The 21,923-nt window shown below is 43.9% G+C and carries 22 protein-coding genes; 7 read left to right on the forward strand and 15 right to left on the reverse strand.

From position 1 onward, the window contains the following. Positions 1–34: 34 nt before the first annotated feature. Positions 35–964 (forward strand): GTP cyclohydrolase FolE2, encoded by a 930-nt coding sequence (gene folE2 / locus ACGHAV_RS03220; protein WP_390376359.1) that lies wholly within the window; start codon positions 35–37, stop codon positions 962–964. 59 nt (positions 965–1,023) lie between these two features. Then, positions 1,024–1,809, forward strand: a complete 786-nt coding sequence (locus tag ACGHAV_RS03225; RefSeq protein ID WP_390376361.1) for a 5'-nucleotidase, lipoprotein e(P4) family — start codon at positions 1,024–1,026, stop codon at positions 1,807–1,809. A gap of 50 nt (positions 1,810–1,859) precedes the next feature. On the opposite strand, the gene ACGHAV_RS03230 is transcribed toward ACGHAV_RS03225, so the two are convergent. The 3 genes from ACGHAV_RS03230 to ACGHAV_RS03240 are packed head-to-tail and all read right to left on the reverse strand — an operon-like array spanning position 1,860 to position 3,649. After that, positions 1,860–2,573 carry a DUF3299 domain-containing protein gene (locus ACGHAV_RS03230; protein WP_390376363.1) on the reverse strand — a complete coding sequence of 238 codons (714 nt, stop codon included), beginning with the start codon at positions 2,571–2,573 and terminating at the stop codon, positions 1,860–1,862. Positions 2,574–2,603: 30 nt separating this feature from the next. After that, positions 2,604–3,086, reverse strand: a complete 483-nt coding sequence (locus ACGHAV_RS03235; RefSeq protein WP_390376366.1) for a hypothetical protein — start codon at positions 3,084–3,086, stop codon at positions 2,604–2,606. Between the two features lie 5 nt (positions 3,087–3,091). After that, on the reverse strand, positions 3,092–3,649 hold the full coding sequence (locus ACGHAV_RS03240; RefSeq protein ID WP_390376368.1) for a DUF3299 domain-containing protein: 558 nt from the start codon (positions 3,647–3,649) through the stop codon (positions 3,092–3,094). A 986-nt stretch (positions 3,650–4,635) separates the two neighbouring features. On the opposite strand from ACGHAV_RS03240, the gene ACGHAV_RS03245 reads away from it, so the two are divergent. Next, on the forward strand, positions 4,636–5,823 hold the full coding sequence (locus tag ACGHAV_RS03245) for an MFS transporter (protein ID WP_390376988.1): 1,188 nt from the start codon (positions 4,636–4,638) through the stop codon (positions 5,821–5,823). A 212-nt stretch (positions 5,824–6,035) separates the two neighbouring features. On the opposite strand, the gene ACGHAV_RS03250 is transcribed toward ACGHAV_RS03245, so the two are convergent. Genes ACGHAV_RS03250 through ACGHAV_RS03260 form a run of 3 tightly spaced genes read right to left on the reverse strand, consistent with a single transcriptional unit; the run spans position 6,036 to position 7,910 of the window. Next, positions 6,036–6,569, reverse strand: a complete 534-nt coding sequence (locus ACGHAV_RS03250; protein ID WP_390376370.1) for a hypothetical protein — start codon at positions 6,567–6,569, stop codon at positions 6,036–6,038. Then, positions 6,559–7,416 (reverse strand): anti-sigma factor, encoded by an 858-nt coding sequence (locus ACGHAV_RS03255; RefSeq protein ID WP_390376373.1) that lies wholly within the window; start codon positions 7,414–7,416, stop codon positions 6,559–6,561. Before ACGHAV_RS03255 ends, ACGHAV_RS03250 begins: the two co-directional genes overlap by 11 nt. Next, positions 7,413–7,910, reverse strand: a complete 498-nt coding sequence (locus ACGHAV_RS03260; RefSeq protein WP_390376376.1) for an RNA polymerase sigma factor — start codon at positions 7,908–7,910, stop codon at positions 7,413–7,415. The genes ACGHAV_RS03255 and ACGHAV_RS03260 overlap by 4 nt, the downstream gene beginning before the upstream one ends. Positions 7,911–8,119: 209 nt before the next feature. On the opposite strand from ACGHAV_RS03260, the gene ACGHAV_RS03265 reads away from it, so the two are divergent. Next, entirely contained in the window at positions 8,120–9,499 is a 1,380-nt protein-coding gene (locus ACGHAV_RS03265) for a S8 family serine peptidase (protein WP_390376379.1), read from the forward strand. A 68-nt stretch (positions 9,500–9,567) separates the two neighbouring features. On the opposite strand, the gene ACGHAV_RS03270 is transcribed toward ACGHAV_RS03265, so the two are convergent. The 3 genes from ACGHAV_RS03270 to arfB all read right to left on the reverse strand — a co-directional run bounded on the left by ACGHAV_RS03270 (position 9,568) and on the right by arfB (position 11,940). After that, positions 9,568–10,548: an outer membrane beta-barrel protein gene (locus tag ACGHAV_RS03270; protein ID WP_390376382.1), complete on the reverse strand. Its 981-nt coding sequence runs from the start codon at positions 10,546–10,548 to the stop codon at positions 9,568–9,570. A gap of 183 nt (positions 10,549–10,731) precedes the next feature. Beyond that, positions 10,732–11,397, reverse strand: a complete 666-nt coding sequence (locus ACGHAV_RS03275; RefSeq protein ID WP_390376385.1) for a hypothetical protein — start codon at positions 11,395–11,397, stop codon at positions 10,732–10,734. Positions 11,398–11,523: 126 nt separating this feature from the next. Further along, positions 11,524–11,940, reverse strand: coding sequence for an alternative ribosome rescue aminoacyl-tRNA hydrolase ArfB (gene arfB, locus ACGHAV_RS03280; protein ID WP_390376388.1), 417 nt, complete (start codon positions 11,938–11,940; stop codon positions 11,524–11,526). A gap of 179 nt (positions 11,941–12,119) precedes the next feature. On the opposite strand from arfB, the gene ACGHAV_RS03285 reads away from it, so the two are divergent. Continuing rightward, the gene (locus tag ACGHAV_RS03285) at positions 12,120–13,064 is read left to right on the forward strand and encodes an alpha/beta fold hydrolase (RefSeq protein WP_390376391.1); all 945 of its coding nucleotides are present in this window, start codon (positions 12,120–12,122) and stop codon (positions 13,062–13,064) included. Between the two features lie 10 nt (positions 13,065–13,074). On the opposite strand, the gene ACGHAV_RS03290 is transcribed toward ACGHAV_RS03285, so the two are convergent. Both ACGHAV_RS03290 and ACGHAV_RS03295 read right to left on the reverse strand, forming a co-directional pair. Next, complete coding sequence (locus ACGHAV_RS03290; RefSeq protein ID WP_390376393.1) at positions 13,075–13,512, reverse strand: hypothetical protein; 438 nt, start codon at positions 13,510–13,512, stop codon at positions 13,075–13,077. 81 nt (positions 13,513–13,593) lie between these two features. Then, positions 13,594–14,040, reverse strand: a complete 447-nt coding sequence (locus ACGHAV_RS03295) for a hypothetical protein (protein WP_390376396.1) — start codon at positions 14,038–14,040, stop codon at positions 13,594–13,596. Between the two features lie 331 nt (positions 14,041–14,371). Here ACGHAV_RS03295 and ACGHAV_RS03300 point away from each other — a divergent pair, with 331 nt between their 5' ends. After that, complete coding sequence (locus ACGHAV_RS03300) at positions 14,372–14,899, forward strand: cytochrome b (protein WP_390376399.1); 528 nt, start codon at positions 14,372–14,374, stop codon at positions 14,897–14,899. A 22-nt stretch (positions 14,900–14,921) separates the two neighbouring features. Next, complete coding sequence (locus ACGHAV_RS03305) at positions 14,922–15,488, forward strand: YceI family protein (RefSeq protein WP_390376402.1); 567 nt, start codon at positions 14,922–14,924, stop codon at positions 15,486–15,488. Positions 15,489–15,556: 68 nt separating this feature from the next. On the opposite strand, the gene ACGHAV_RS03310 is transcribed toward ACGHAV_RS03305, so the two are convergent. The 4 genes from ACGHAV_RS03310 to ACGHAV_RS03325 all read right to left on the reverse strand — a co-directional run bounded on the left by ACGHAV_RS03310 (position 15,557) and on the right by ACGHAV_RS03325 (position 21,793). Then, entirely contained in the window at positions 15,557–16,849 is a 1,293-nt protein-coding gene (locus ACGHAV_RS03310) for an NAD(P)/FAD-dependent oxidoreductase (RefSeq protein ID WP_390376405.1), read from the reverse strand. 180 nt (positions 16,850–17,029) lie between these two features. Next, positions 17,030–19,201 carry a TonB-dependent receptor gene (locus ACGHAV_RS03315; RefSeq protein ID WP_390376408.1) on the reverse strand — a complete coding sequence of 724 codons (2,172 nt, stop codon included), beginning with the start codon at positions 19,199–19,201 and terminating at the stop codon, positions 17,030–17,032. A 102-nt stretch (positions 19,202–19,303) separates the two neighbouring features. Next, positions 19,304–20,308, reverse strand: a complete 1,005-nt coding sequence (locus tag ACGHAV_RS03320; protein WP_390376411.1) for a purine phosphorylase — start codon at positions 20,306–20,308, stop codon at positions 19,304–19,306. Positions 20,309–20,485: 177 nt separating this feature from the next. After that, on the reverse strand, positions 20,486–21,793 hold the full coding sequence (locus tag ACGHAV_RS03325) for an OmpP1/FadL family transporter (protein WP_390376414.1): 1,308 nt from the start codon (positions 21,791–21,793) through the stop codon (positions 20,486–20,488). Positions 21,794–21,923 lie beyond the last annotated feature (130 nt).

The raw sequence follows: 21,923 nt of genomic DNA on the forward strand, positions 1-21,923 counted from the left end.
TTCTTCTTTTTTTTGATTTTCTGAGGAATTAGTTTTGTCATCAAGCGCTTCGAATGTACCGTCACTTCCTGATATTACCACCGAAAAGAACACGCAATTAGGCGGAAAAATTGACCAAGTAGGTATGGCTGGCATTGCCATTCCGCTTTCAATTAAAAGTAGTAGCGGTCAATTATTGGCAAGTCAGGCAACAGTAGATGTAACTGTAAATCTTGATGATGCGGATGCCAAAGGCATCCATATGTCACGCCTATATAACTTGCTACAATCACACCTAAGTAACCAAACGTTAACCACAGATACACTCAAGCCTCTTATGCTTGCGCTTATCCAGTCACAAGCGGGACTTTCATCTGAAGCAATTTTAACGCTGCATACTGACTTAGTATTGCTGCGACCTGCACTGGCCAGTAAGGCATCGGGCTATCAAAGCTACAAAATGGCGATTACTGCACACCAACAAAAAGCGCATTTAAATTTAACGCTAGCGATAAGCGTGCCCTACTCAAGTACGTGCCCTTGTTCGGCGTCGCTGTCGAGAAAAGCACTTGCCGATGCATTTACGCAGCAATTTAGCGATAAGAATATCGATGCAGAGACAGTAAGTGCATGGCTTGCTTCAAAAGAAGGAAGTATCGCAACAGCGCATGCACAGCGTTCTTTTGCTGATGTAACACTAATACTTAGAGATCCTGAACTTCCCGACTATACTGACATCATCGATTTAATTGAAAACACATTAGGCACCCCGCTGCAAACGGCAGTGAAACGCGAAGACGAGCAAGCTTTTGCCAAGCGTAATGCTGAAAATTTGATGTTTGTTGAAGATGCGGTAAGACGCTTACACAACGCGTTTAGTATGTATTACCAAGCAACGTATTTTCATGTAAAAGTAGAGCATCAAGAAAGCCTTCACGCACATGACGCCATTGCACAAAGCAGCGGTACGGTTATACAGCGTTAAAAACACAGTGTTTTTTGTTAAGGTTATTGCTGCTTAATACTTATAGAAAGGATTTTGTTTTGTTACGTTTGTCGCTTAACTTACCTGCTACTTGCTTGATTAGCAGCGCTGCTATGTTGCTAACCGCATGCTCAAGCACACCGAATACCCCTCTGGCCGGCGCAAAAGCGCATTCGGTATCATCTGCTGTTATATATCAAACAGAAAGTAAAGAGTACCCAACGCTAGCGCGGTATGTGTATTCAAACGCTATCGCGGCACTGCCTTCGGCGTTCAACAACAATGATGTGGTGGTAATGGACGTTGATGAAACCGTATTAGATAACAGCCAATATCAACGAGAACGTGAATCGGCTGGGTTAGGATATTCGTCTGAAAGCTGGAATGCATGGGTTGTTCGCAAAGAGGCCACATTGGTGCCCGGCGTAAGCAACTTTATTCAACGCGTAATTGAAAGAGGCGGCAAAATAGCCTTGGTTACGAATAGAGACAAATCGCTTGATAACCACACGTGGGAAAACTTACTTGCTCTAGGTTTACCCTTAACCCCTGAGAATGCGTGCATGCTGGGAAGAACACCGGCAGATAAAGCGGCGATGGGCCAAGAGGGCATAATTAACGATAAAGACTTACGTCGCCTGTCGGTTAAGAAGGGAACGGTTAACTGTAGTATCTCAACAAACCAAAAAGCGTGGTCAACACCTCATAACATTGTTATGCAAGTGGGCGACAACATTGAAGACTTTGCAAACACAACGCAGGAATCGGCCGATGTAGATGAACTGCTTCCTCATATCGGCAAAACGCTTTTTTTACTGCCTAACCCGATGTACGGTTCTTGGTAGTTGTTATTACTAACTGCTCTTTATAATGAAAAGCAGCACGTAAGCACCTCTTAGTTAGCCAAGGCTCCTTCTAAATGAAATGAGCCTTGCGCGTTCTTTCCGTCATACTTTGCGATATGAACCGCATCCAAAATATAGGCTGATGTTCCCTGCGGATCTTCATACAGCCCTGTCGTTAACACACCTGAAAAGGTATAAGCTTGCTGTATATCAATGCCACTTAACCCCACCGAGCCTAAGTTAATAAAGACAATTTGGTTGGGCGGCGGAGGTGGATAGTGAATACATGCGCCAAAGTAAGGCACTACGAAAAAAGCCGTGATTTCACGTTCTGCATTTGCCTCTACGGGTACAATAAAACCGTTCAGACTCACAGGCGTGTTGTTGAGTGCTGACACTGTATTGGTTGAAACTAGGGCCTGCTGATAGTTGCTATCAAACGTTCGCTGAATAGATTGAAATACTTGCTCGTGAAGCGGATTCTCGCTTGAAGTAGACGGTTCGGTGGCTTGCCTACCGATAAGTGCTTTTTCATTTTCAGGAAGTAACGCTTCCCATTCTATATCTGGGTAAGACTCACGATTAAAGCCATTATCATATGCTTGGTAAATAGCAGTGCTATTACTTGAAAACAGGGTTAATAGCCCAGTTACCAGCCCGGCGCCTTGCCCAGTTATCCATAACCCTGTAGCACTACCCAACAACAAAAACACCACAACGAACATCAATTGTATAAGCGTTATTGTGAAGTTTCCCTTCTGCATAACCGTATTGACTGCCTAAAAGTGCGTTGACTAGCTTACGATAACCTTTACTTTGCGTGTGTAGGTTACCGGCACATTACTTTTAAGTGCGTACACTTTTAAAGTCAGTTCATGCGTTCCTTGCGAAAGCGCTTTAAAACTTATGTTTTCTTTACCCATGGTACTGTTTATTTTAAAACGCTCTTGTGACAACAAGGCCAAACCATCACTAGTAGTAACATCAACATTAATTTGCTCGTAACTAGGCGGTACGGTGAATCGTAATGGTATGTCTAGCGATTCATTTTGCTGCATTGTGCGTTTTCTATCGATACGTAGTCCAATTACCGCGTCGCGTTTGGGCGCTAAATGTTGCTGCATCAACGGATGCTGAAAGCCAAATCCCATTCCTTCCATGCCAGCGTGAAGCTCACAGGCTACACCTGGAAAAGAGGCTGTGAAAAAGCAGAATAGGCCTATAACAAAGCGCTTAGGAAGTATAAAAGGCAAATTATGTGTAATAGTGCGTGACATTATTATCACTCCTCGTAGTACTCAAAATGATGAAGGTTCAACGAGTAAGCAGATGTACCTATTGCACTCTCGTGACGCTCAATTTCTACGGTCCCTTCAAACCAAAAAGGGTCATAGAGATTTTCAATTTCAATCCCTTCTTCAAACTCAACAAATAGAATTTGATTCGGCGGAGGCGGCGGCATGTGCAAACATGCCCCAAAATAAGGGACAATAAAAAACGTGGTTGCCTCTTGATTCTCGTTTTGCTCAAGAGGAACAATGAACCCAGGTATTCTAACCGCTTTTCCGTTAAAAGCATCGATAACACGAGTAGAGGTAAGGGCCGATTGATACCGCTGCGCTTGTTCGTCTTCTAACATTTGAGATTTAAAATCGTCTACCGAGTCTTGTGCAGAACCATCAGCAATATCATTTAAAAATTCAGGTCGATTCATAAGTGCGCTTAAGTCATCTTCTGGCATAAGTGCTACCCAATCGATCTCCTCATACTCTGGCGCATTAGCCGCGTGTGCAACATTAATTTGACCAAAAATTGAAGTGGCTAGCGCTACAAAGCACATAAACACGACGCTTGTTAAAAAAGCACGACACACAGTAATCATAACCTACGTTTTTTTCAAAAGTTAAACACGATATAACATAACACTAAATGACAGCTCACGCTAAACGCTTATCGATGTTTGATTTGTAATTATCGCATGTTCTGCAAAAAGCGACGCTGTGTGTAAAACGCTACATAGTGGTAGGAAAAAAGTACATATCTCTTAGGTTCATTTCACTTTATCTCTTATCAATCAATCAGCTTAAAATACATAAAAACATTAAATTTCAATAATTTAATTTATTTTCAGAATCATATTTAAGCAATGGCACGGATAACGCATACATAGAGGTAACGGACAAAGACGATGTGTATCACGACGTACGGAACGCGTTAGTAAGGGAAGACCGAAATACACATAGCGATAGCAAGGTTGTTGAAAGAAGGCGCAGTTAGGGCGAATTTTTTCGAAGGATTAAACGACACGGATAAAAGGATGTTGCGGTTATCACTATTAGGAAGTTGTCGAAGGTTCGTCGTATCGCTTGATGGTGATGTGGTGAAGTCAGTGAAGACTTCACAAAACTCGCAGGACGCAGAGCACTTGTTGTATACGGATTGCAACTAAGCGCTGAGTACCTACACCACAAGTTCGACATTGATGTCTTGCAGAGCAAAGGATTGTAACCCTATTTGGATTCGTTGGATGTAAATGTGTGTTGCTTCAGCGAGACCATGCGAGGACACTGGTAACCTTTTATCAGTGCGTTGTCACAGTGCAACATGCCTCTCCCCTCAAAGGCTTATCCCGGCCTTTACAAACCTCTGATTTTGGCCCGCCTCTGGCGGGCATTTTTTTGTTTCATGCTCCCCACACTCGCAATGCAGTAGGCAATGCCGCAAAAGACAAGGCAATCTCTGTGTTATACTCGCCGTGGATCAATCCACCTTCATCAAGGCGTTCCTTTTTTGCAATCGACAGCTTCCAGCTCCATAATTTTTAAAGTGCTTTTTTGCGCATTACTTGCGACATCTGTTGGGCAAAGTGTCATGTTAACTACGCTTCCATCGTTGGGCCGTGAAGCGTCGCTCTCTGAGTTCCATATTGCAACGATCATGTCGAGTTCAGCGCTTATATTTGCGCTAGGCACTAGTGTATGGAGCAAAGTAGCCAAACGGGCGGGGGTCAAGCGCATTCTTATGGTGGGCCTAGCTGGCTACAGTTTAGGTACATTCGCTTTTGCAAGTGCTTGGATGGCAGGATTTTCAGGCATTATAGGCGGCACCAACCTGTTTTTAGCTCTGCTTTTCTCGCGCAGTATGCAATCTACTATTATGTCGGCAACACCACCCTCTGCTGTGGGTTACGCCGTAGCAATAAGCTCACCTAAGGCAAGAGTAAGCGCTATAAGTAAAGTCACATCTGCCAGCAGTGTAGGGCAAATCATTGGGCCCGCTTATGCTGGTTTATTGGTAGGTTTTGGGCTTCTTGCGCCGCTGTACAGCATTGTTCTACTTACGCTACTGGCATTAGTGCTTGTTTATTTCAAACTTCCTGTACTTACCCCTACCTCAGCGCAGCATAGCAACGCGAATGAAACGGTAAATGAAGCGCCATCCTCGAAGATCCCGTATGTATTTGTTGTAGCGTGTGTGTGTGTATTTTGTGCTATGGCCATGATGCAGCAATCAATAGGCTTCTTTTTTATAGACTTTTATTCGTTATCACCTGTTGAAGGTGCAAGGCTTGTGGGTTTTGCAATGATGGTTAGCGCAGTAACCTCACTGTCGGTTCAGTTTTTTGTAGTGCAAAAAGCCCGAGTAAGTACCGAGGCTATGATACAGGTTTCCTTACCACTGTTAGTCATTGCGTACATTTTGCTTTTTCTTCAGCAGTCTATTTCCATGATGTATGTGGCAATGGCTGTTATGGGCTTGGGGATGGGGATGGCTTATCCCTCTTTAGCGGCTTCTGCCACAACCTATTGCACACCTGCACAACAAGCTAAAATTACCGGGTTAATTACTGCTACCACCGCGATGGGATATGTGGTTGGTCCGCCCGTAGCTGCACTGCTTTATCAATACAGCATTGCGCTTCCATTTTTGGCTAGTGCTATTACCATTGCTCTCATAACCTGCATTGTATTTATGACGCTTCGTGCGGCAACACATCAAAATAGCGCTAGGTAACCGTGTTTTTCAAACGTCTATAGGTATTAAAAATTTTACCTATTTATTTTCAAACAAGCGGAACCTTTTTGTTTTTACGCTATCTTAATTAATACGTAAGGTCGTTGAGTGTGCGGCTTTATGTATGTAAATGTGTTTTCCAAGTTATGTTGTGGTTTTTAAGGGGCTATATAGCCCCTTTTTCTTTGGCTAATTAAATGTTTGTTTTAACACTATTCGTCGTCTTGAGGCGCTAAATTCTCTTGCACTTCACGGGCGTCAAAACTGGCCTGTCCTGCTGGTCTTGTACCTTTGCCCATCTCAATATTTAGCACCGTTTCAATTTCACTTTGTTGAACGCCACCAACATACACGCCAGTTTCAAACTGCGTAGTAGGGTGATAAGAGGTACGACAGCTCAACAACCCACATGATTTAACGCGAGTATAACGCTGATTGAAACCACTAACAGGAGCAGTTTGCACCGTCTCTTTGTCTATTAGCGTTTCGCGACTTGTAACCACAAACCAGTCATAGCTTGCCAGCAACGTAAGCTCCGACGCACGCAGCATGGCATAATCCATCGCTTTGCTCTTATCAGTACCTTTTGCTTTAAAGTGAACTCTGTATTGCGTGTCGCTTAGCTTACTTTCTGTATAGCCATAACCGCCCTTTGCAGCCTGTTTATAATCAGGCTGACTGGCACAGCCAAACACAGAAAGTGTGATCAACATTGTCAGCATTAACCGAAATATATTAGTTTTCATCTTTAACTCCTTCTTTGTTGCTTTGAACAAACCAACCTTGTTTCACCGCGCCTCGCTCTTGCTCACGCGTTAAAGGCGCAGAAACCATTAGTGCATCAAGTTCTTCTTCCATAAGCTTAGCGCTACTTGCCGTTTGATACAGCGCATCATCTGTGCCCGAGGCACCTAATTTGCTTGCAACCAACTGCCAACCGTTTGATTCATCCTTACAAGCAATCATTACGTTTAACTCTTCACTCGACATCACTTCAGCTTGCCTACAATACTCAAGCTTAGCATTCACAAACGAAAGCTGTGGCGTTACTGAAACATCACCCGAAAAACGCGCTGTTTCGCCAGTTAAATTATTATTGAGCGCGCTAGACACGTTAGCCCAGTGGGAACCTTGCGGTATTGGTTGATTCTCTTCGCCTAACTGAAAGAAAACTAAGCCCGCAAGTAAGGCAACACTGGCGGCCAATGCCATTGGCATTTTGACCCAAGAAGCCTTTTCATTATTGCTTTGAAGTTTGGCTACCGATTCACTTTGCGTATTTACACTGTCTTTCGCCGACGATTTTTCCTGCTTTACTAATTTGGGTGCAGTTAAATCGGGCTTCGCTAAGTAAGTCACATTTGTAACAGCGTTGTCGCTATCCGTTGCCAGTAAATCAATAATCTCTTTTGGTAATGCTGTGGCCGTTGCTTTTTCTGCCGCTGCCTTCACTACCATATCTACTTCAGCCAAAGCCGCTAGTCTGTCGGCAATAGCAACATTTTCTGCTATGGCATCACGCACGTTATCCATGTCGCGGCTTGATAGCTCCCCGTCTAAAAACGCAGATAGCATTTCATCGCTTACTTTCATGACAGCACCTCGTTTTGACCATTTAACAAACTTGAGAGCTTAGCGCGAGCACGCGCCAGCCTGCTCATTATGGTGCCTGTAGGCACTTGAAGTACTTCAGAAGCGTCGCTGTAGCTCATTCCTTGCACGGCTACCAGAGACAGGGTTTCTCGCTGTTCGTAGGGCAGTTCGTCCATAGCACTAGACACTTGCTTTAGCGTAACACCATGCGTAATAGCTTCATCCATTTCCACCTGAATCTGTCCTTCTTTTATTTCGTGTTCTAATGCCTCTTTCGCGTTCACGCGTACTTTTTTTGCTCGATACTCATCAATCCAGCAATTTCTGCAAACCCGAAAAGACCATGCCATTAATGTTGCTCCCTCGGGCACCGATTTGCTTAATAGCTTTTCCAGTGTGCTCTGAAGCAAGTCGTCAGCATCGTGCATGTTGCCTGTAAGCGAATACGCGAACTTTCTTAAAGACGGTACGAGCTTGGTTAACTCATCTTTCATTTTTAAAGCCCTATGCTAATGAACCGATTTATGTAGTTAACGGGTCACTTTCATTTTTATTCCTACCTTATGGAATTTTTTTGCTTGTTTGGCGTTATTCTTTTAGTTGCAACTAGTGCAAGAAGAAAGTGAAACCATATAGAGCATGGCACAATTTGTGCCATGCTTACTGTTGTTTGCATGGCAGTTATTGTTGATGAGGTAAGATAATGAAATATGCAAAACTCTACGCTTGTTTATTGTCGTTCGCTAGCACCGCAGTATCTGCTCAAATACTTCCTGCAGCGGGTCAAGTCATTACACCCGTTACACCAGTTATAGAGCGATTACCTTCAAACTTTTCGCGCTTGCGAGAGCAAGTTGAAAACAATGCCAAAACGAAGTTAGAAAAAGGCTCATTAGCAACACAAACTCTTGTTTCAAATACAATAAGCGGTGTGACACCACGTTTTACTGTACCCAATGCAAGCACCATTTTGTCGGTTGATGGCGAACCGATAATTCAAGAAATATCGGTTGAAGACGGCTTTATCGCGGTAGAAAAAGAGTGGTTATTCATGGGAGAAGAAAGTGACATCGACTATTTTAACCACCCAGCTATTTCGGTTCTTGAAAAGCATTTTATGTCGTCGCTTTCTAAATGGCTTTTTCGTGTAAAAGTGGAAGGTGATACCGATACGGTGTCGTTAATTCGCAACAGTTTGCCAGAACCGCTTCAAGCACAAGTTGTTAGGAATCACATTTATTTATCACAAAGCAAGCGTGAAGCTTCATTGCCTAAATCTGCCAACGAACACCGGTCTGTTAACCACGCACAAACTGAAAGCACTGGAGCGGAAGATAGCCACACGGGTTATATCGAATGTGACAGCCCGTTAAGAATGGGAATGATAGATACACACATCACCAGTGATCACCCTTTGTTTTCGCATATACAGATAGAGCAAGCGTCGTTCTTAATTGAGGGCGCAGAAGGCTCAAGTGAACACGGAACGTCAGTTGCAAGCTTAATGGCCAATGTATTGCCGCCAGGCAGCCAGTTGTTCAATGCCAATGTTTTTTATACTCGCAACAGCATAAGTCGAGGCGCAACGCTTTCGGCACTATTGAAGGGAATAAACCATTTAGCATCGTTACAAGTGGATGCTATCAATATGAGTTTGGCTGGGCCAAATAACCCGCTTTTAATGGCCGCTATTACTCAACTTGACGAGTTAGGAATACAGGTTATTGCCGCCGTTGGAAACGAAGGGCCAGCGTCACTGCCTTTATATCCTGCTGCATACCCACAAACGTTAGGCGCGACAGCGGTAGACAGCGACAATCGAATTTATCGCTGGGCAAATCAAGGCGAATATGTCGATTTCGCAGCGCTTGGTGTATCTGTCGAAACCGCATTGCCTCCAAACAAAACAATACGACAGACAGGAACGTCTATGGCTGCCCCAATAATCGCAGCAAAATATGCATGTTTACTGCGAAAAAATAAAAATAGACAGAGTGCGTTAGCGTTGATGCAGCGAAGCGCCATTGACGCAGGAGCACCTGGCCGCGATACCGTTTTTGGTTTTGGCATTCTATTAAGATAGCCTCTACAAACCACTGTCTTCTCATGAGTGTTTAGTGTTTGGCGTTTGCCGCTTACCAGTGTTGGGAGTTAGAAATGCACATTTACACCAAGCTCTGCAATAGTCTCTTCATAGTCAGCGCCGGTGAATGTTGAGGCATAGTCACCGTATTCTGTAGAAAACGATAGTTTCACATGTTTATGCACTTCATAGTTCGCTTTTATCTCAACGCGGTGCCTGTCATCCTCTCGCGGTAAATCACTTTGTGACGCGCGACTATAGTTGCGTGAGTCAAATGTATAAGTGAAAGATAACGACAACGGCTTATTCAACATCGACAATGGGTGGGTATACGCCACGTCGGCGCCAACACTGGTAAAATCAAATACGTTGTCGAGTGCATCTTCTTTTTGATACTTCAAAGCCAGTTGAATGAAGTCGCTCGAATCGAAGAAGTAAAAAGCGTCGCTGCGCAATGCATTTGCTTCGCTGTCACGCTCCTTTGCTACATCAAACGTCTTATCAATATTATCCGCGCTTACTCTTAAATAGGCCTGTTTACCCAATTGCTTCCCGGCCGAAACGCCTTGTTGTTGATAGGTAAGGAAGCCTTCTCCGCCTAAGTGAGCTTCTGCGTGGTAATAGTGTGCACCAAGCTTTGCTATGTCGAAAGCATAGTCGGTTTGCACTGAATAAGTGGTTAGACCCAAATCGAAGTCATCTAAATTATTATAGTGAGTGTCGGCACGAGATACAGAAAATGTAGACGTCCACTTCTTTGTAGGTGCGAGCTTTAATTGAAGTTTACCGTTGGTTTGAAGTGCGTTATCTGACAGTGCAGTATTGGTATCTAGTTCGCTCACACTTACGTTAGAATCGTGACGAACCCCTACATATGCTGATCCAGACAGCGTGTACTTTGTGTCTTTTTTAGCGCTTTGGTTAGCGCTATTATTAGCGCTGGCAGAGAGTGATAACACGATAGAAGATAGCACGCTGACACTTACAACAAGAGTACACTTGTTATTAGCTTGTCTGTTCAATATCTGTTTACAATGAAGTGCATTCATAACTGTAACCTTCCAAACACGTGCCCCCGTAACGCAACATCATAAAATCTAGATTTCTGATTAATTGATAGCGCGGTTAGGAGTACATAAAAACTGAAGAAAAGCGGCGAGAAGTAAAACGCCTTGGATAGAAGAAGTACTCAAGCCATAACAATGTTATGGCTTGTTATGCTTGTTGCTAATTTAGAGGCCGAGAGCGCCATCAACTGCTGAGGTAACCGAGTTGGTTACTGTTGCATTTACTGTATCTTCGATGCTACCAGATACAGTCTGCTCAACTGTAGATGCAATAGCGCCATCTACAGACTCACCTACGGTATTCTGGACGACAGTGCCTACGGCGCTTTCAACAGAAGTCCCCACGGCGTTCTGAACAGATGCCCCTACCGTGTTTTGGACCGCTGTACCTACAGTATTTTGAACTGACGAGCCAATTGTGCCTTCTACTGCCCCTTGCACACTACCTCGTACAGCTTGAGTTGCAACAGTTGCTGCCTGTAAGCCACTCGACGTTGCCGTTGAAACCGCAGAAGCTGAAGTTAATAAAGAAGCGTTTTGGGTTACTGAAGTAACCTGATTAAGATTACTGCCTGCCTGTTCGGTTGTGTCATCAGCAACAGTATCTTCTGAAGGCATTGCCTCATCTTGTTGCCCGTCTTCACTGTTAATTTCAGAATTAACTTGTGCATTCTGATTTGCGCTTGCTGACGCGCTAGGTTGTGATAGCGACAATGAGGTTGAAACAGAATTTTCTGTCGATGCGTTAGAAGTAAAGCTAACTTCTTGTGCAACAGTGTGTGTAGTGGCTAAACCTAAGGCAAATAGTACTGCTGTATTTAGTGATTTCATCCTGTTATCTCCTTTTATTGATAAGGACAATGAGATAACGGATAACGCAGGGCTTTTATTCCGCTTAGTTAAAAATTTTTTTTATGTACATCTAAAAGCTCAACGTTGGAAGATCGTTAGCTTGCGTTAAAAATCCACTTTATTTCTTAGCTTTTTCTTGGCGCTTTGCTGTTTTTTGGCGTCTCCACGCCTTGCTTTTACTGCACGGCTTACTTTTGTTGCTTTTCGGGGCTTCTGCTCGACCGTTGCCGCTTTTATCCAGTTGCATAAGCGCACTATTGCGTCTTCCCTATTTTGCTCTTGGGTACGAAAATTCTGCGCTTTTAAAACAAACACGCCATCGTTGGTTACTCTGCTGTCGTTAAGGGAGAGCAACTTGTCTTTTAAGTCGTCGGGTAAAGAGGAGCCGTTCACATCAAATCGAAGATGAATTGCACTACTCACTTTATTTACGTTTTGCCCGCCACTACCTTGGGCGCGAATTGCCTGCATATCAATTTCACTTTCATCAATTGATAAATGTGCAGTTATGTTTATTTCCATCGACATTCCTGAGCATATTTGCTTTGAATTTTTGATAGACATCGCAGGTTAAAAGGATTTCTATCTTTAACACGCATTCAGTATAAATGAAGCTTATGACCAGTGATAGCAGCTTGCTAGTTGACGCGTAGCGCTATTGAAGATAGTTTGAATTTCATACGTGTATGCAGAGAAATAATATGTTTGTTGTGTTGCTGGTTATCGTTTTACTTATTGGCCTTGCGGTGTTTTACACTCAGAAAATTGATAAAAGCATAGAGTCTCAATTCTCACCGCCAGGCAAGCTTACAACAGTAAACGGTGGTGTTATTCACTGGCAAGTAAGTGGCAGTGGCCCAGCCATAATACTCGTACACGGTCTTCTTGGTAACAGTAGAAACTTCTACGAGCTGGCCAACATTCTAGCGCAACACTACACAGTATACTCTGTCGACCGTCCTGGAAGCGGATTTTCCAGCAGGATGACTTCAACGCCATCAACATTTGAGAAGCAAAGCCAAATGCTACTTGAATGGATGGACAAGGAAAATATTTCCGAAGCGGCATTGGTTGGTCATTCAATGGGAGGAGGCATTTCATTGCGCATGGCCCTTGATGCACCTCAGAAGATTCGTGCAGTCACCTTAATATGCCCTTTAACTACTATGCTCAAAGGCGGTGCAGGCCCTTTGTCAATGTTGTACATTCCAAACCATACCGCAAGACGCGCCGTCTCAAAAACTATCGCAAGCCCACTTCGGGTAGCCATGGGCCGAAAACAAATTGCGCAAATATTTTCTCCAGAGCCCGTTCCAAAGGACTTTGCAATTACTGGTGGAGGCCTTCTTTCATTGCATAGCCGTCATTTTTACGAAGGTAGTCGCGATACAGTATCAGCGCAAGGAAGCTTACATAGACAGTCATCAATGTACGGAAATATAACGTGTCCTGTTGGTGTTCTGTATGGGGGGCAAGACGTTATATTAAACCCCAAAGACCATATCCAAGCTGTAGTGGATAAGTTGCCTTCGGCGCGCACGCAGATTGTTGCCGAAGCGGGACATATGTTACCCATGACACAGCCTGCATTATGTGCAAGCTTTATTGAGGAAGTGCTATTTGACAGTGAAGATGCGTGTGCATGAACAGACAGGGCTAATGTACGCGTACCCTTTCGCCGCCAAGTGCTGATGCAGACAGCTTCTCGCTTATTGCCGAGTATGATTCGTGATTAAGTTCACTGCGTAACTTCACCGAACGCAAAAGGTCGCTCACTTGCTCAATCCCTTCGTGCGTTTTACAGCAGTCAAATGGCGACGCTTCCAAAGCAATATTGAACTGGGCAAACCAACGTGTCATGTATGCCGTGTCCCCTTCTGACACACTAATGAGTAAATGATACATTCGAATAAACGCTAGCTGCTTTCTATATTCAGGCGTATTGCTTTCAAACCCAAGAAGCGTAGTTTGAGCAAGTGAAGCAGGTGAAATACCAAGTATTTCAGATGCTTGAGATAACTCTAAGCCTAGCTCTTGATAGGCCCATGTGAACGCTTTCGTAACAACACTGGTGGGGAAGAGTGTTTTATACATACTTCTTGCTCCATTGTACTGATAGGTTTCTCTATACGGTAAAAATCTAGTGCGAAAAACATACCACTATGGCGTTTGCTTTTAGGGTGTAACAGGAACTTTCGCTAAATGCTCTTCTAGCTTTGATTGGTCTACTTTGTAGCCATTTTCGGTAAGCCAAACCACTGCTTCCGTTTCAGTATCAAAAAAAGCGAAATCAACGCCCGTTTTTCCATACATTTTCTTAAGCTGAGATCTCGTTAACGAACGTGCAGTAGAGCGCCCGATAACAATCGCTACGTGACATAACCCTTCCTGCGCAACGGCTGTAATAGCAGCTTTTAATACAGCTTCTGCTTCGGGAACAAACAACGACTCTCCAATGTGCGAGACTATGTCTGCCCATCGCTTATTCTCGAAGATAGCTCGCTCTTCGCGGTAATCGTTGGCAAACTGTTTAATACATTCAGCATTCCAAGGACCATGCGCCTTTACAGCCATTACATCACCGCAACTTGTTATTGCATATGCACCATGCGCACTTCGCATAATCTTCTCGCCCCATAAAACAATTCGAAATCATGTGCTTTTTCGATTTCTTCAGCGTTGTTTTTTGTCTGTTTCAGTATGGTCTAGATTCATATAAAAAGACAATTTACCCAACGAAACTGCAGTTAACGCAAATATAGGCGCAATAATCGCTAGCACTAATCCTTATTGCACATCAATTCGTTTAAGCAAACCATGAAAATAAGCTTAATTTTTATCAAAATCTCGCAGTTCATTCTAAAAAAAAGAACAAAACTGCTGAAAAAATGCAATATTCAATCTGTACCGCAAAACATATACTTTGCGGTATAACTTTTCGTATAGGACGAATATGAATAGCCGCTGGCCGAAAACCATCGTAACTTTGCACTGGATAACTGCGCTAATTGTTATTGGCATGTTTGCATCAGGCTTATGGATGGTTGACCTAACCTATTACAGTGACTGGTATAAAACTGCGCCTCATTGGCATAAAAGCGTTGGCCTAATTTTGCTTGCCGCTACGCTGTTTCGCTTATTGATAAGGCTTAGAACCAAACGCCCGGCACCCCACGGCTCAGCAATTGAAAAGCGCTTAAGTAAGGTTGGGCATGCTGCTATTTATTTTGTTCTACTGAGCTTATTTATGTCGGGGTACCTTATCTCGACCGCAGATGGCCGCGCTATAGAAGTATTTAATTGGGTATCGGTGCCTGCACTTGGCGAACTGTTTGAGAATCAAGAAGACGTAGCGGGTGATATACATTTCTACCTCGCGTGGACACTGATTGGTCTTGCAGTAGTGCATGCGCTCGCTGCATTAAAACACCACTTTATCAATAAAGACGACACCATGAAGCAGATGTTACGGCTTCACTAATTATAGAACGTAAGGAGATACAATGAAGAAGTTAACACTTGCACTTGCTGCTGCGCTTTCACTTGGTACTGCGAACGCCGCAGACTATGTCATTGACAGTAAAGGCGCTCACGCGTCGATTAATTTTAAAATTCAACACCTTGGTTATTCGTGGCTAACAGGCCGTTTTAACGATTTTAAAGGCACGTTTAGCTATGACGAAGCAATGCCTAACAATGCCAAAATTATGGTAACCATTGATACCGACAGCGTAGACTCAAATCACGCAGAGCGCGACAAGCACTTAAAGGGTGATGATTTTCTTGATGTAGACACTTACCCTGAAGCGAAGTTTGAAAGCACCAAGATTGTAGATAAAGGTAATGGCATGATGGACGTAATGGGTAACTTTACGCTTCATGGTGTAACTAAGCCTATTTCTATCGAAGCTAAGAAGATTGGCGAAGGTAAAGATCCTTGGGGTGGATACCGTGCTGGCTTTATGGGCACAACCACCATTGCACTAAAAGATTATGGTATTAATTACGATCTCGGTCCTGCATCTCAAACGGTAGAGCTTGAGCTACACGTCGAAGGTGTTAAGCAATAATTGCCAATCACATCTCTGAAGAGCCCCAAACAATGGGGCTTTTTTGATTTTTACTATAAAATTATCGCTTAGTGTAGTTTCAGTTTAGGGCTTAACGCGTGACTGAGTTTTTTCACCACCAGCTTTAGCGCACCTTTAACTTTTCCATGAACGGCAAATTGATGCATGTTATACAACGACACGTAAACCAGTTTAGCCAAACGCCCTTCAATAAACATACTGCTGTTAGACAGCGAGCCCATTAAACTGCCAACCGTACTGTATTTACTTAAGTGCACTAACGAGCCGTAGTCTTGATAAGTAAAATCTTTTGTCGACTTACCGTTAAATAACGATGTTATATTATGTGCAACTACATCGGCCATTTGATGCGCAGACTGCGCTCGCGGCGGTACCCACTTTCCATTGTTTTGCTGAAATCCACAGCAATCACCTAACACCCAAATGTCGCTATGTGTGGTACTTCTAAGCTGTTTATCTACTAATATTTGGTTGGCGCGGTTAGTCTCAAATATATTCATATCTGTTATAAAATCAGGCGCTTTTACGCCTGCTGCCCACACCATCAAATCAGCATCAATGCGCGAGCCGTCTTTGGTAATTAGGCCTTTTGCATCAGCTTCTGCCACCATGGTCTGTTCTTTTATGTCTACACCCAGTTTATACAGTGCTTTTCTTGCCGAATTGGCAATGCGCTCTGGCAACGCTGGTAAAATACGCTCTCCTGCTTCTACGATAGTAATTTTCAAACGTAATGCTGACATGTCTGGCATACCGTAAGCTTTTGATAAGTTGGCAACATGATGAAGCTGCGCGGCGAGTTCAGTGCCTGTAGCACCAGCACCCACAATAGCCACATCAATTTTTGCGTTTTTATCTTCTTGCTGATTAATACGGATAAGCTGATTTAACAACGCGCGGTGAAAGCGCTCTGCCTGCTTTAGCGAGTCTAAAAAATAGCAGTGTTTAGCTACGCCCGGCGTATTGAAGTCGTTACTTACACTGCCTATGGCAAGAACAAGCTGGTCGTAAGGTACTTCACGTTCAGGCAGCACTTGGCAGCCTTCTTCGTCTATCAGTGGCGACAGCGTTATGGTTTTTTTATCGGTATTCAAGGCGCACATTTCGCCTAGCTGAAAACGATAGTGATGGGACGCAGCGTGAATAGCGTAATCCACACCGTCTGAGTGTTTATCTATGACGCCCGCTGCTACTTCGTGTAACAAGGGTTTCCAAATATGCGTTCGACTGCGGTCGACTAATGTGATTTCAGCGTGTTTTTTTCTCCCGAGCGTGCGGCTTAAACGGCTGGCTAACTCAAGGCCACCAGCACCGCCACCAACGACAACTATTTTTTGCATGGGTTTTACCTATTAACAATCATTCCACGTATAACGACTGCGTTGAAAACCGTTATACGAGGCAAGACTGTAACCCATGCGAATAGGCGTTACGGACACTAAATGTGTAGGTATTAATAACGCTAAGATTACGCCTGAACCGCTTGAATAACAAGCAGTTCAGGCAATAGCTTTGGTAAATTACAATGCGACAGACGCGCTAAACATAACGTTTCGAGGACGCCCAGGAAAAAAGCGTGGACCAGTAAAACTAGTAAAGTCGGCACGCTCTGCATATTGCGTATCTAGCACGTTATTCACTCTAGCAAATAGGGTAATTGTGTCGCTCAGTGCATAGATAAAGCGAGCATGCAGCAGGTCATGACCTTCGTAGCTATTCTGATTTTCTGCATCAGTGAAATAGTCATCAACATACTGCCATTCTAACTGGCCTTGTAATGCGTCGCTAAACGCATAGCTCACCCTAGTATTAAACTGGAGCGCTGGTGCGGTATCAATGTCATTGCCTTTAATATCAACTTCACCTGAAAGCTGGCTATGCTCGTAGGTGTGTTTCGCATAGCTGCCCGCGAAATCAATACGCCAGCTGTTACCGAAAGCCTGGCTTAACTCTAGCTCTATACCGCGGTGCCATGTTTCTCCGTTACTTACATTGAAGAAATCACTATTGCGATAGATAACGTTATCTTTTCTAAGGCTATATAAAGAAACTGTATAGCGTCCACCTTCAGTTAACCCTTTTACACCTACCTCGTAGTTTGTTGCTTTAACTGAGTCTAAATCGGCAACCTGTTGCGCTCGCTGCAGACGATAAAGCTCTGTAGCCTGCGGCGCACGATAACCACGCGATGCTCCCAGGTACAATTGGGTTTTATCGGTAAGTTTATAGCTTGCTGAAAACTTGGGGCTGAAATTACTAAAGCTGTTTTCGCCACTTTCTGGGCGTGAATATCTGCAACCACCAAATCCACAGGCAGTGCCATCTTCTCTTACGCGCCCAACATTCATATTGTTGGCGTAGCGGTACTGCATATCCTCATAACGACCGCCAAGTGACAACAACCATGTATTTTGCTGCCAATTTAAAGCAAAGAACGGGGCGATTAACCTTGCATCAACGGTGTAGTCGTAATGCTTTCCAACAGGCACTGTTTCGACCAAAAACGCTGAGCCAACAGTTTCACTATCTTGTGCCTGCATAAGCTCACCATCAGTAGATTCTGCATCTATACCTATATCAATATTAAACGCAGGGTTCACTACATAGTTAAACTGCGACAGCACACCAAAACCGTCTTGTGCATTTTGTTCAAGCGGCTTGCCGGGTAAGAAATGCATACGAAAATCCATTTCTTGATTGCGAATATACGGTGTAACAGTAAGCGCATGCCCATCGTCAAATGTCATATCTAGCTTGCTCCACAATCGCAAACTGGTGGCATCGCGAAACGCTTCAGGGTTAGGGTTGCTTTGCGCTATATCTTCATCTTTGTAACTATCTTCACCAACAATAAAACCCGCTGTGTCTTGTTCGAGGTTGGTGTAGGTCATTCCCGTAGTGACAGAAAAGGCATCGCTTTCAAAACGATGGCGAATATTTACTTTTTCTTGATCGACACCCTCGTCGTCTCTATAACCAGTGTCGCGCGTGATACTGGCATTAATGCCTATACCGCTGTTGCCAAAGTCTTTCCCTTGGCGAAACTTAAGTCGATGATATCCAAACGAACCATAGTCAAAAGCGGCAAGCCCACCGCCTCGCGTGGTATCTGGAGTAATAACATTAATAACGCCATGTATAGCGTTTGAACCATACAAAACAGAGGCAGGCCCTTTTACTACATCTATGCGCTCGGCCATTTCGCCATGAGCTTCAAAAAGCTCGTTAATGTTACAAAAGCCAGCGGCACGCAAAGGAACGCCGTCTTCAGCGGCTAAAATGCCGCCACAGGCACCGGCACCTGTTAGCACGGGCGAGCGAAGTGCGGGTAAGTATTCTTGGCCATTACCACGCTGCACGCCTGCACCTGCAACATAATTAAGGCTTTCTTGAATATGCTGAAAGGATAAAAAAGACAACGTATCTTCATTAAAAGATGACACAACGTAGCCGTTTGCATTTGCTTTACCTATTAAGCGCGACGACGTCGTTTCTATACGCTCAATGTTTTCTGCGTCACGTCCAGCCCGTTGTATTCCGCGTGGAGCGCTTTCAGTAAGCTCTGCGCGCTTTGTTTGGGATGCAGTGGATGTGTATTGCCCATAGGCAATGGCTGGCACAAATGCAGCCCCATAAATAGAGGTAAAACATAGTGCTAGAAGCGACCTTGTAAACAACGGCTTTGCGGTCATCTTTTATCCTTACAAATTTAAATCGGCGGTACTATAGAACATTGTGCAACATAAGCGTGTTTGCATACGTTAAAACTCTATAATTTAAAGACAAAGCTGTGTTTATTTTGCCAATTCATCCAGCACTGAGAACAATACGTTTGCGCCAATTCGCGATACCTCTTTGTCATACTTGTGCTCTACATTCACTCCTTCTTGACCACCGGCTAAGTCACTAATTGCACGTATCACTACCCAGTCGACATTGTTAACCGTGCACACTTGTCCCACCGCGGCAGATTCCATCTCTGTTACTTCGGCATTAAAAACCTCATGTGTCCACTTGCGATATTCACGATTATCCATGAATACCGAGCCGGTAACGCCGTTTCCGCCAACATGCAGTTTGGCGTCGCGTTCATCAAGCACTCGTTGGGTTGGAATGCTTGCTATGGCATTTCTCGCAGCATCAAGAAGCGTAGGGGTTGCACTGAAATATGCCGTATCCTTAGGCTCATCCATACCATCCTTTACAATTAGTACCTCGTCGGGATGAATAAAATGAAAAGGTTTATAGTTTGGAATGTGTGGGTCTTTAGCACGTCTTTCTTCCTGCTCACTCATAAACACGGCGTAATACTCAGGCAAAATGTATTCACCGGGTCTCTTTGGATCTGCGTTGGTATATACACTCTCGTCATGGTAGTACCAACGCTCTGGCACAATCACATCACCAGGCTGCCACTTGGGGTTTACGGCACCAGCAATACCCATATACACAACTTGCTTTACGGGAAAGTAATCTAGCGCCATTTGCATTGTCATGGCCGCATTCGCAATGCTCATTCCCGTTGCAAAAACCAAAATAGGCTCGTCGTGATAAGTACCTAAGCGATAGGTCACGCCCTTAATGCTGGTAGTGGTATGAATGTCAGCATTAGGGTCGGCCTCTATACGATTTAAAATACCGTCCATTTCTGGCGCATAGGCCACAGTAATTGCAGTAAAACTTGGCTGGGTAAAATCCTGTGTGCCAAAAGACGGCTTTGCCGATTTATGAACAATGACGCAGCCATTTAGAAAAAATAAAATAAGTAAAATAAAGGCAGCGTTTTCAATGCGTTTCATTCTTTGTTCGCTATACATTTTCAATGTACACATAACGTATCACTAAATGCAGATTAAAAAACGACAAAAACAGCGAGGATGTGTTCAAACAGGATATAAAAATAGGTGAGTAAGAAGCTTGAATTAAAAAGGCAGCGTAAAGTGCTGCCTTTGTTTCAAATGGAAGTAAGTGCGATTTTAGAAACGCGTATTTAGCTGAACGCTTAAAATGTGGGCTGTTGCCGACTGCGTTCCGGTGTATGTCGAAGTGAAAGTACCTTCTGCATTTAGCGCGCGCGTTTTATCGATGTTTGCTTCACGACCATTGATATACACATAAGCTGCATCGATAGACGTGTCTTCACTTACAGTATACGTGAAGCCACCCGACACCCAATGACGATCTGTGTCAGGAATACTTAGTGAACGATTCTCTACCGTTACTACGCCATCGTCATAGGCAAAGCCTGCTCGAAGCGTAAACTCGTCGTTGAGTATATAAGTAGCGCCAAGCGCTGCACGCCACGAATCGTCGAAGTTCTCTTGCTTAATAAGAAAATCAGTACCGTCGGCTAGATTTGCTTCAAGCTTTTCAAACGTACTCCAATCAGTGAATACTGCGCTTGCTTGCACCGACCATTGCTGATTTATTTTCTGATCGATAGCGAGCTCTGTAATAGCAGCTAAATTTAGATCTAGGCTACCAGGCTGATTTAGTGATGCTGTTAAGCTAGATGTCACCTCACCATCAAGTGTTAACTTAGTTTCAGCGCGATGCGATAACGCAATGTTAGTCATCTCTGTAGGTTGCCAAAACACACCCACATTCCAACCATAGCCCCAATCATCACCCTCAAGCTTGAAGATAGATGTAGTGGCAGGGATGGTTGTCTGCGCATTTGCACTTAAAATTGGTGATAGGCTTTCCGATACTGCAGAATTAATTTGAGCGTCAGCAAAGGTTGCACTTAAGCCTAAGCCAACCATCAACGTATCATTTACTTTGTAAGAAACAGCAGGGTTGATAGTTACCGATTTAACTTCGGCTGTATCTGCAAAATGCAGTGCATTGAAGTCGTCTGAATAATCTGACGTTAAGCCGTAGGTAGTGAAAACGCCTACACCTGCAGAAACGCGCTCATTAATAGGACGCGTATAGAAAAAGCTAGGCACAATGGCTGTGTTGGCAATGTCATCTTCGCTTGCGTCAGCTGCTGCAATCACTTGGCCGCCTACGGCATAGTTAACTGTTCCGTTTACATCAACATTTGGATCGATGAAACTTACTGAACTACTGAACTCGGCTTCTTTGAAAACGCCAATGGCTGCAGGGTTTGTTGCAAGGATTGAAGCGTTCTCTGGCTTCGCTGCCTGACCGGCCATAGCACGCCCTAAGCCATTTGCACTGTGTTCGTTGACTTGAAAACCAGCAGCAAGCGCAGAAGAGGAAGCTAGTGTAGCTAACGCTATGCATACTGAGGTACGTAAAGAGAACTGTTGCGTCATAAAATACCCATGGTTGACGGAAAAAATGCAGCGCGCATTCTACGGACATGAGTTCTTTTGTTCAATGTAAGTTAACGACATTCACGCTTATTTATCGCATTTTTCACAACTTTAGCTGCAACTTCGATGC

It is taken from the genome of Alteromonas sp. MTD1, assembly GCF_042848195.1.
Taxonomy (GTDB): Bacteria; Pseudomonadota; Gammaproteobacteria; order Enterobacterales; family Alteromonadaceae; genus Alteromonas.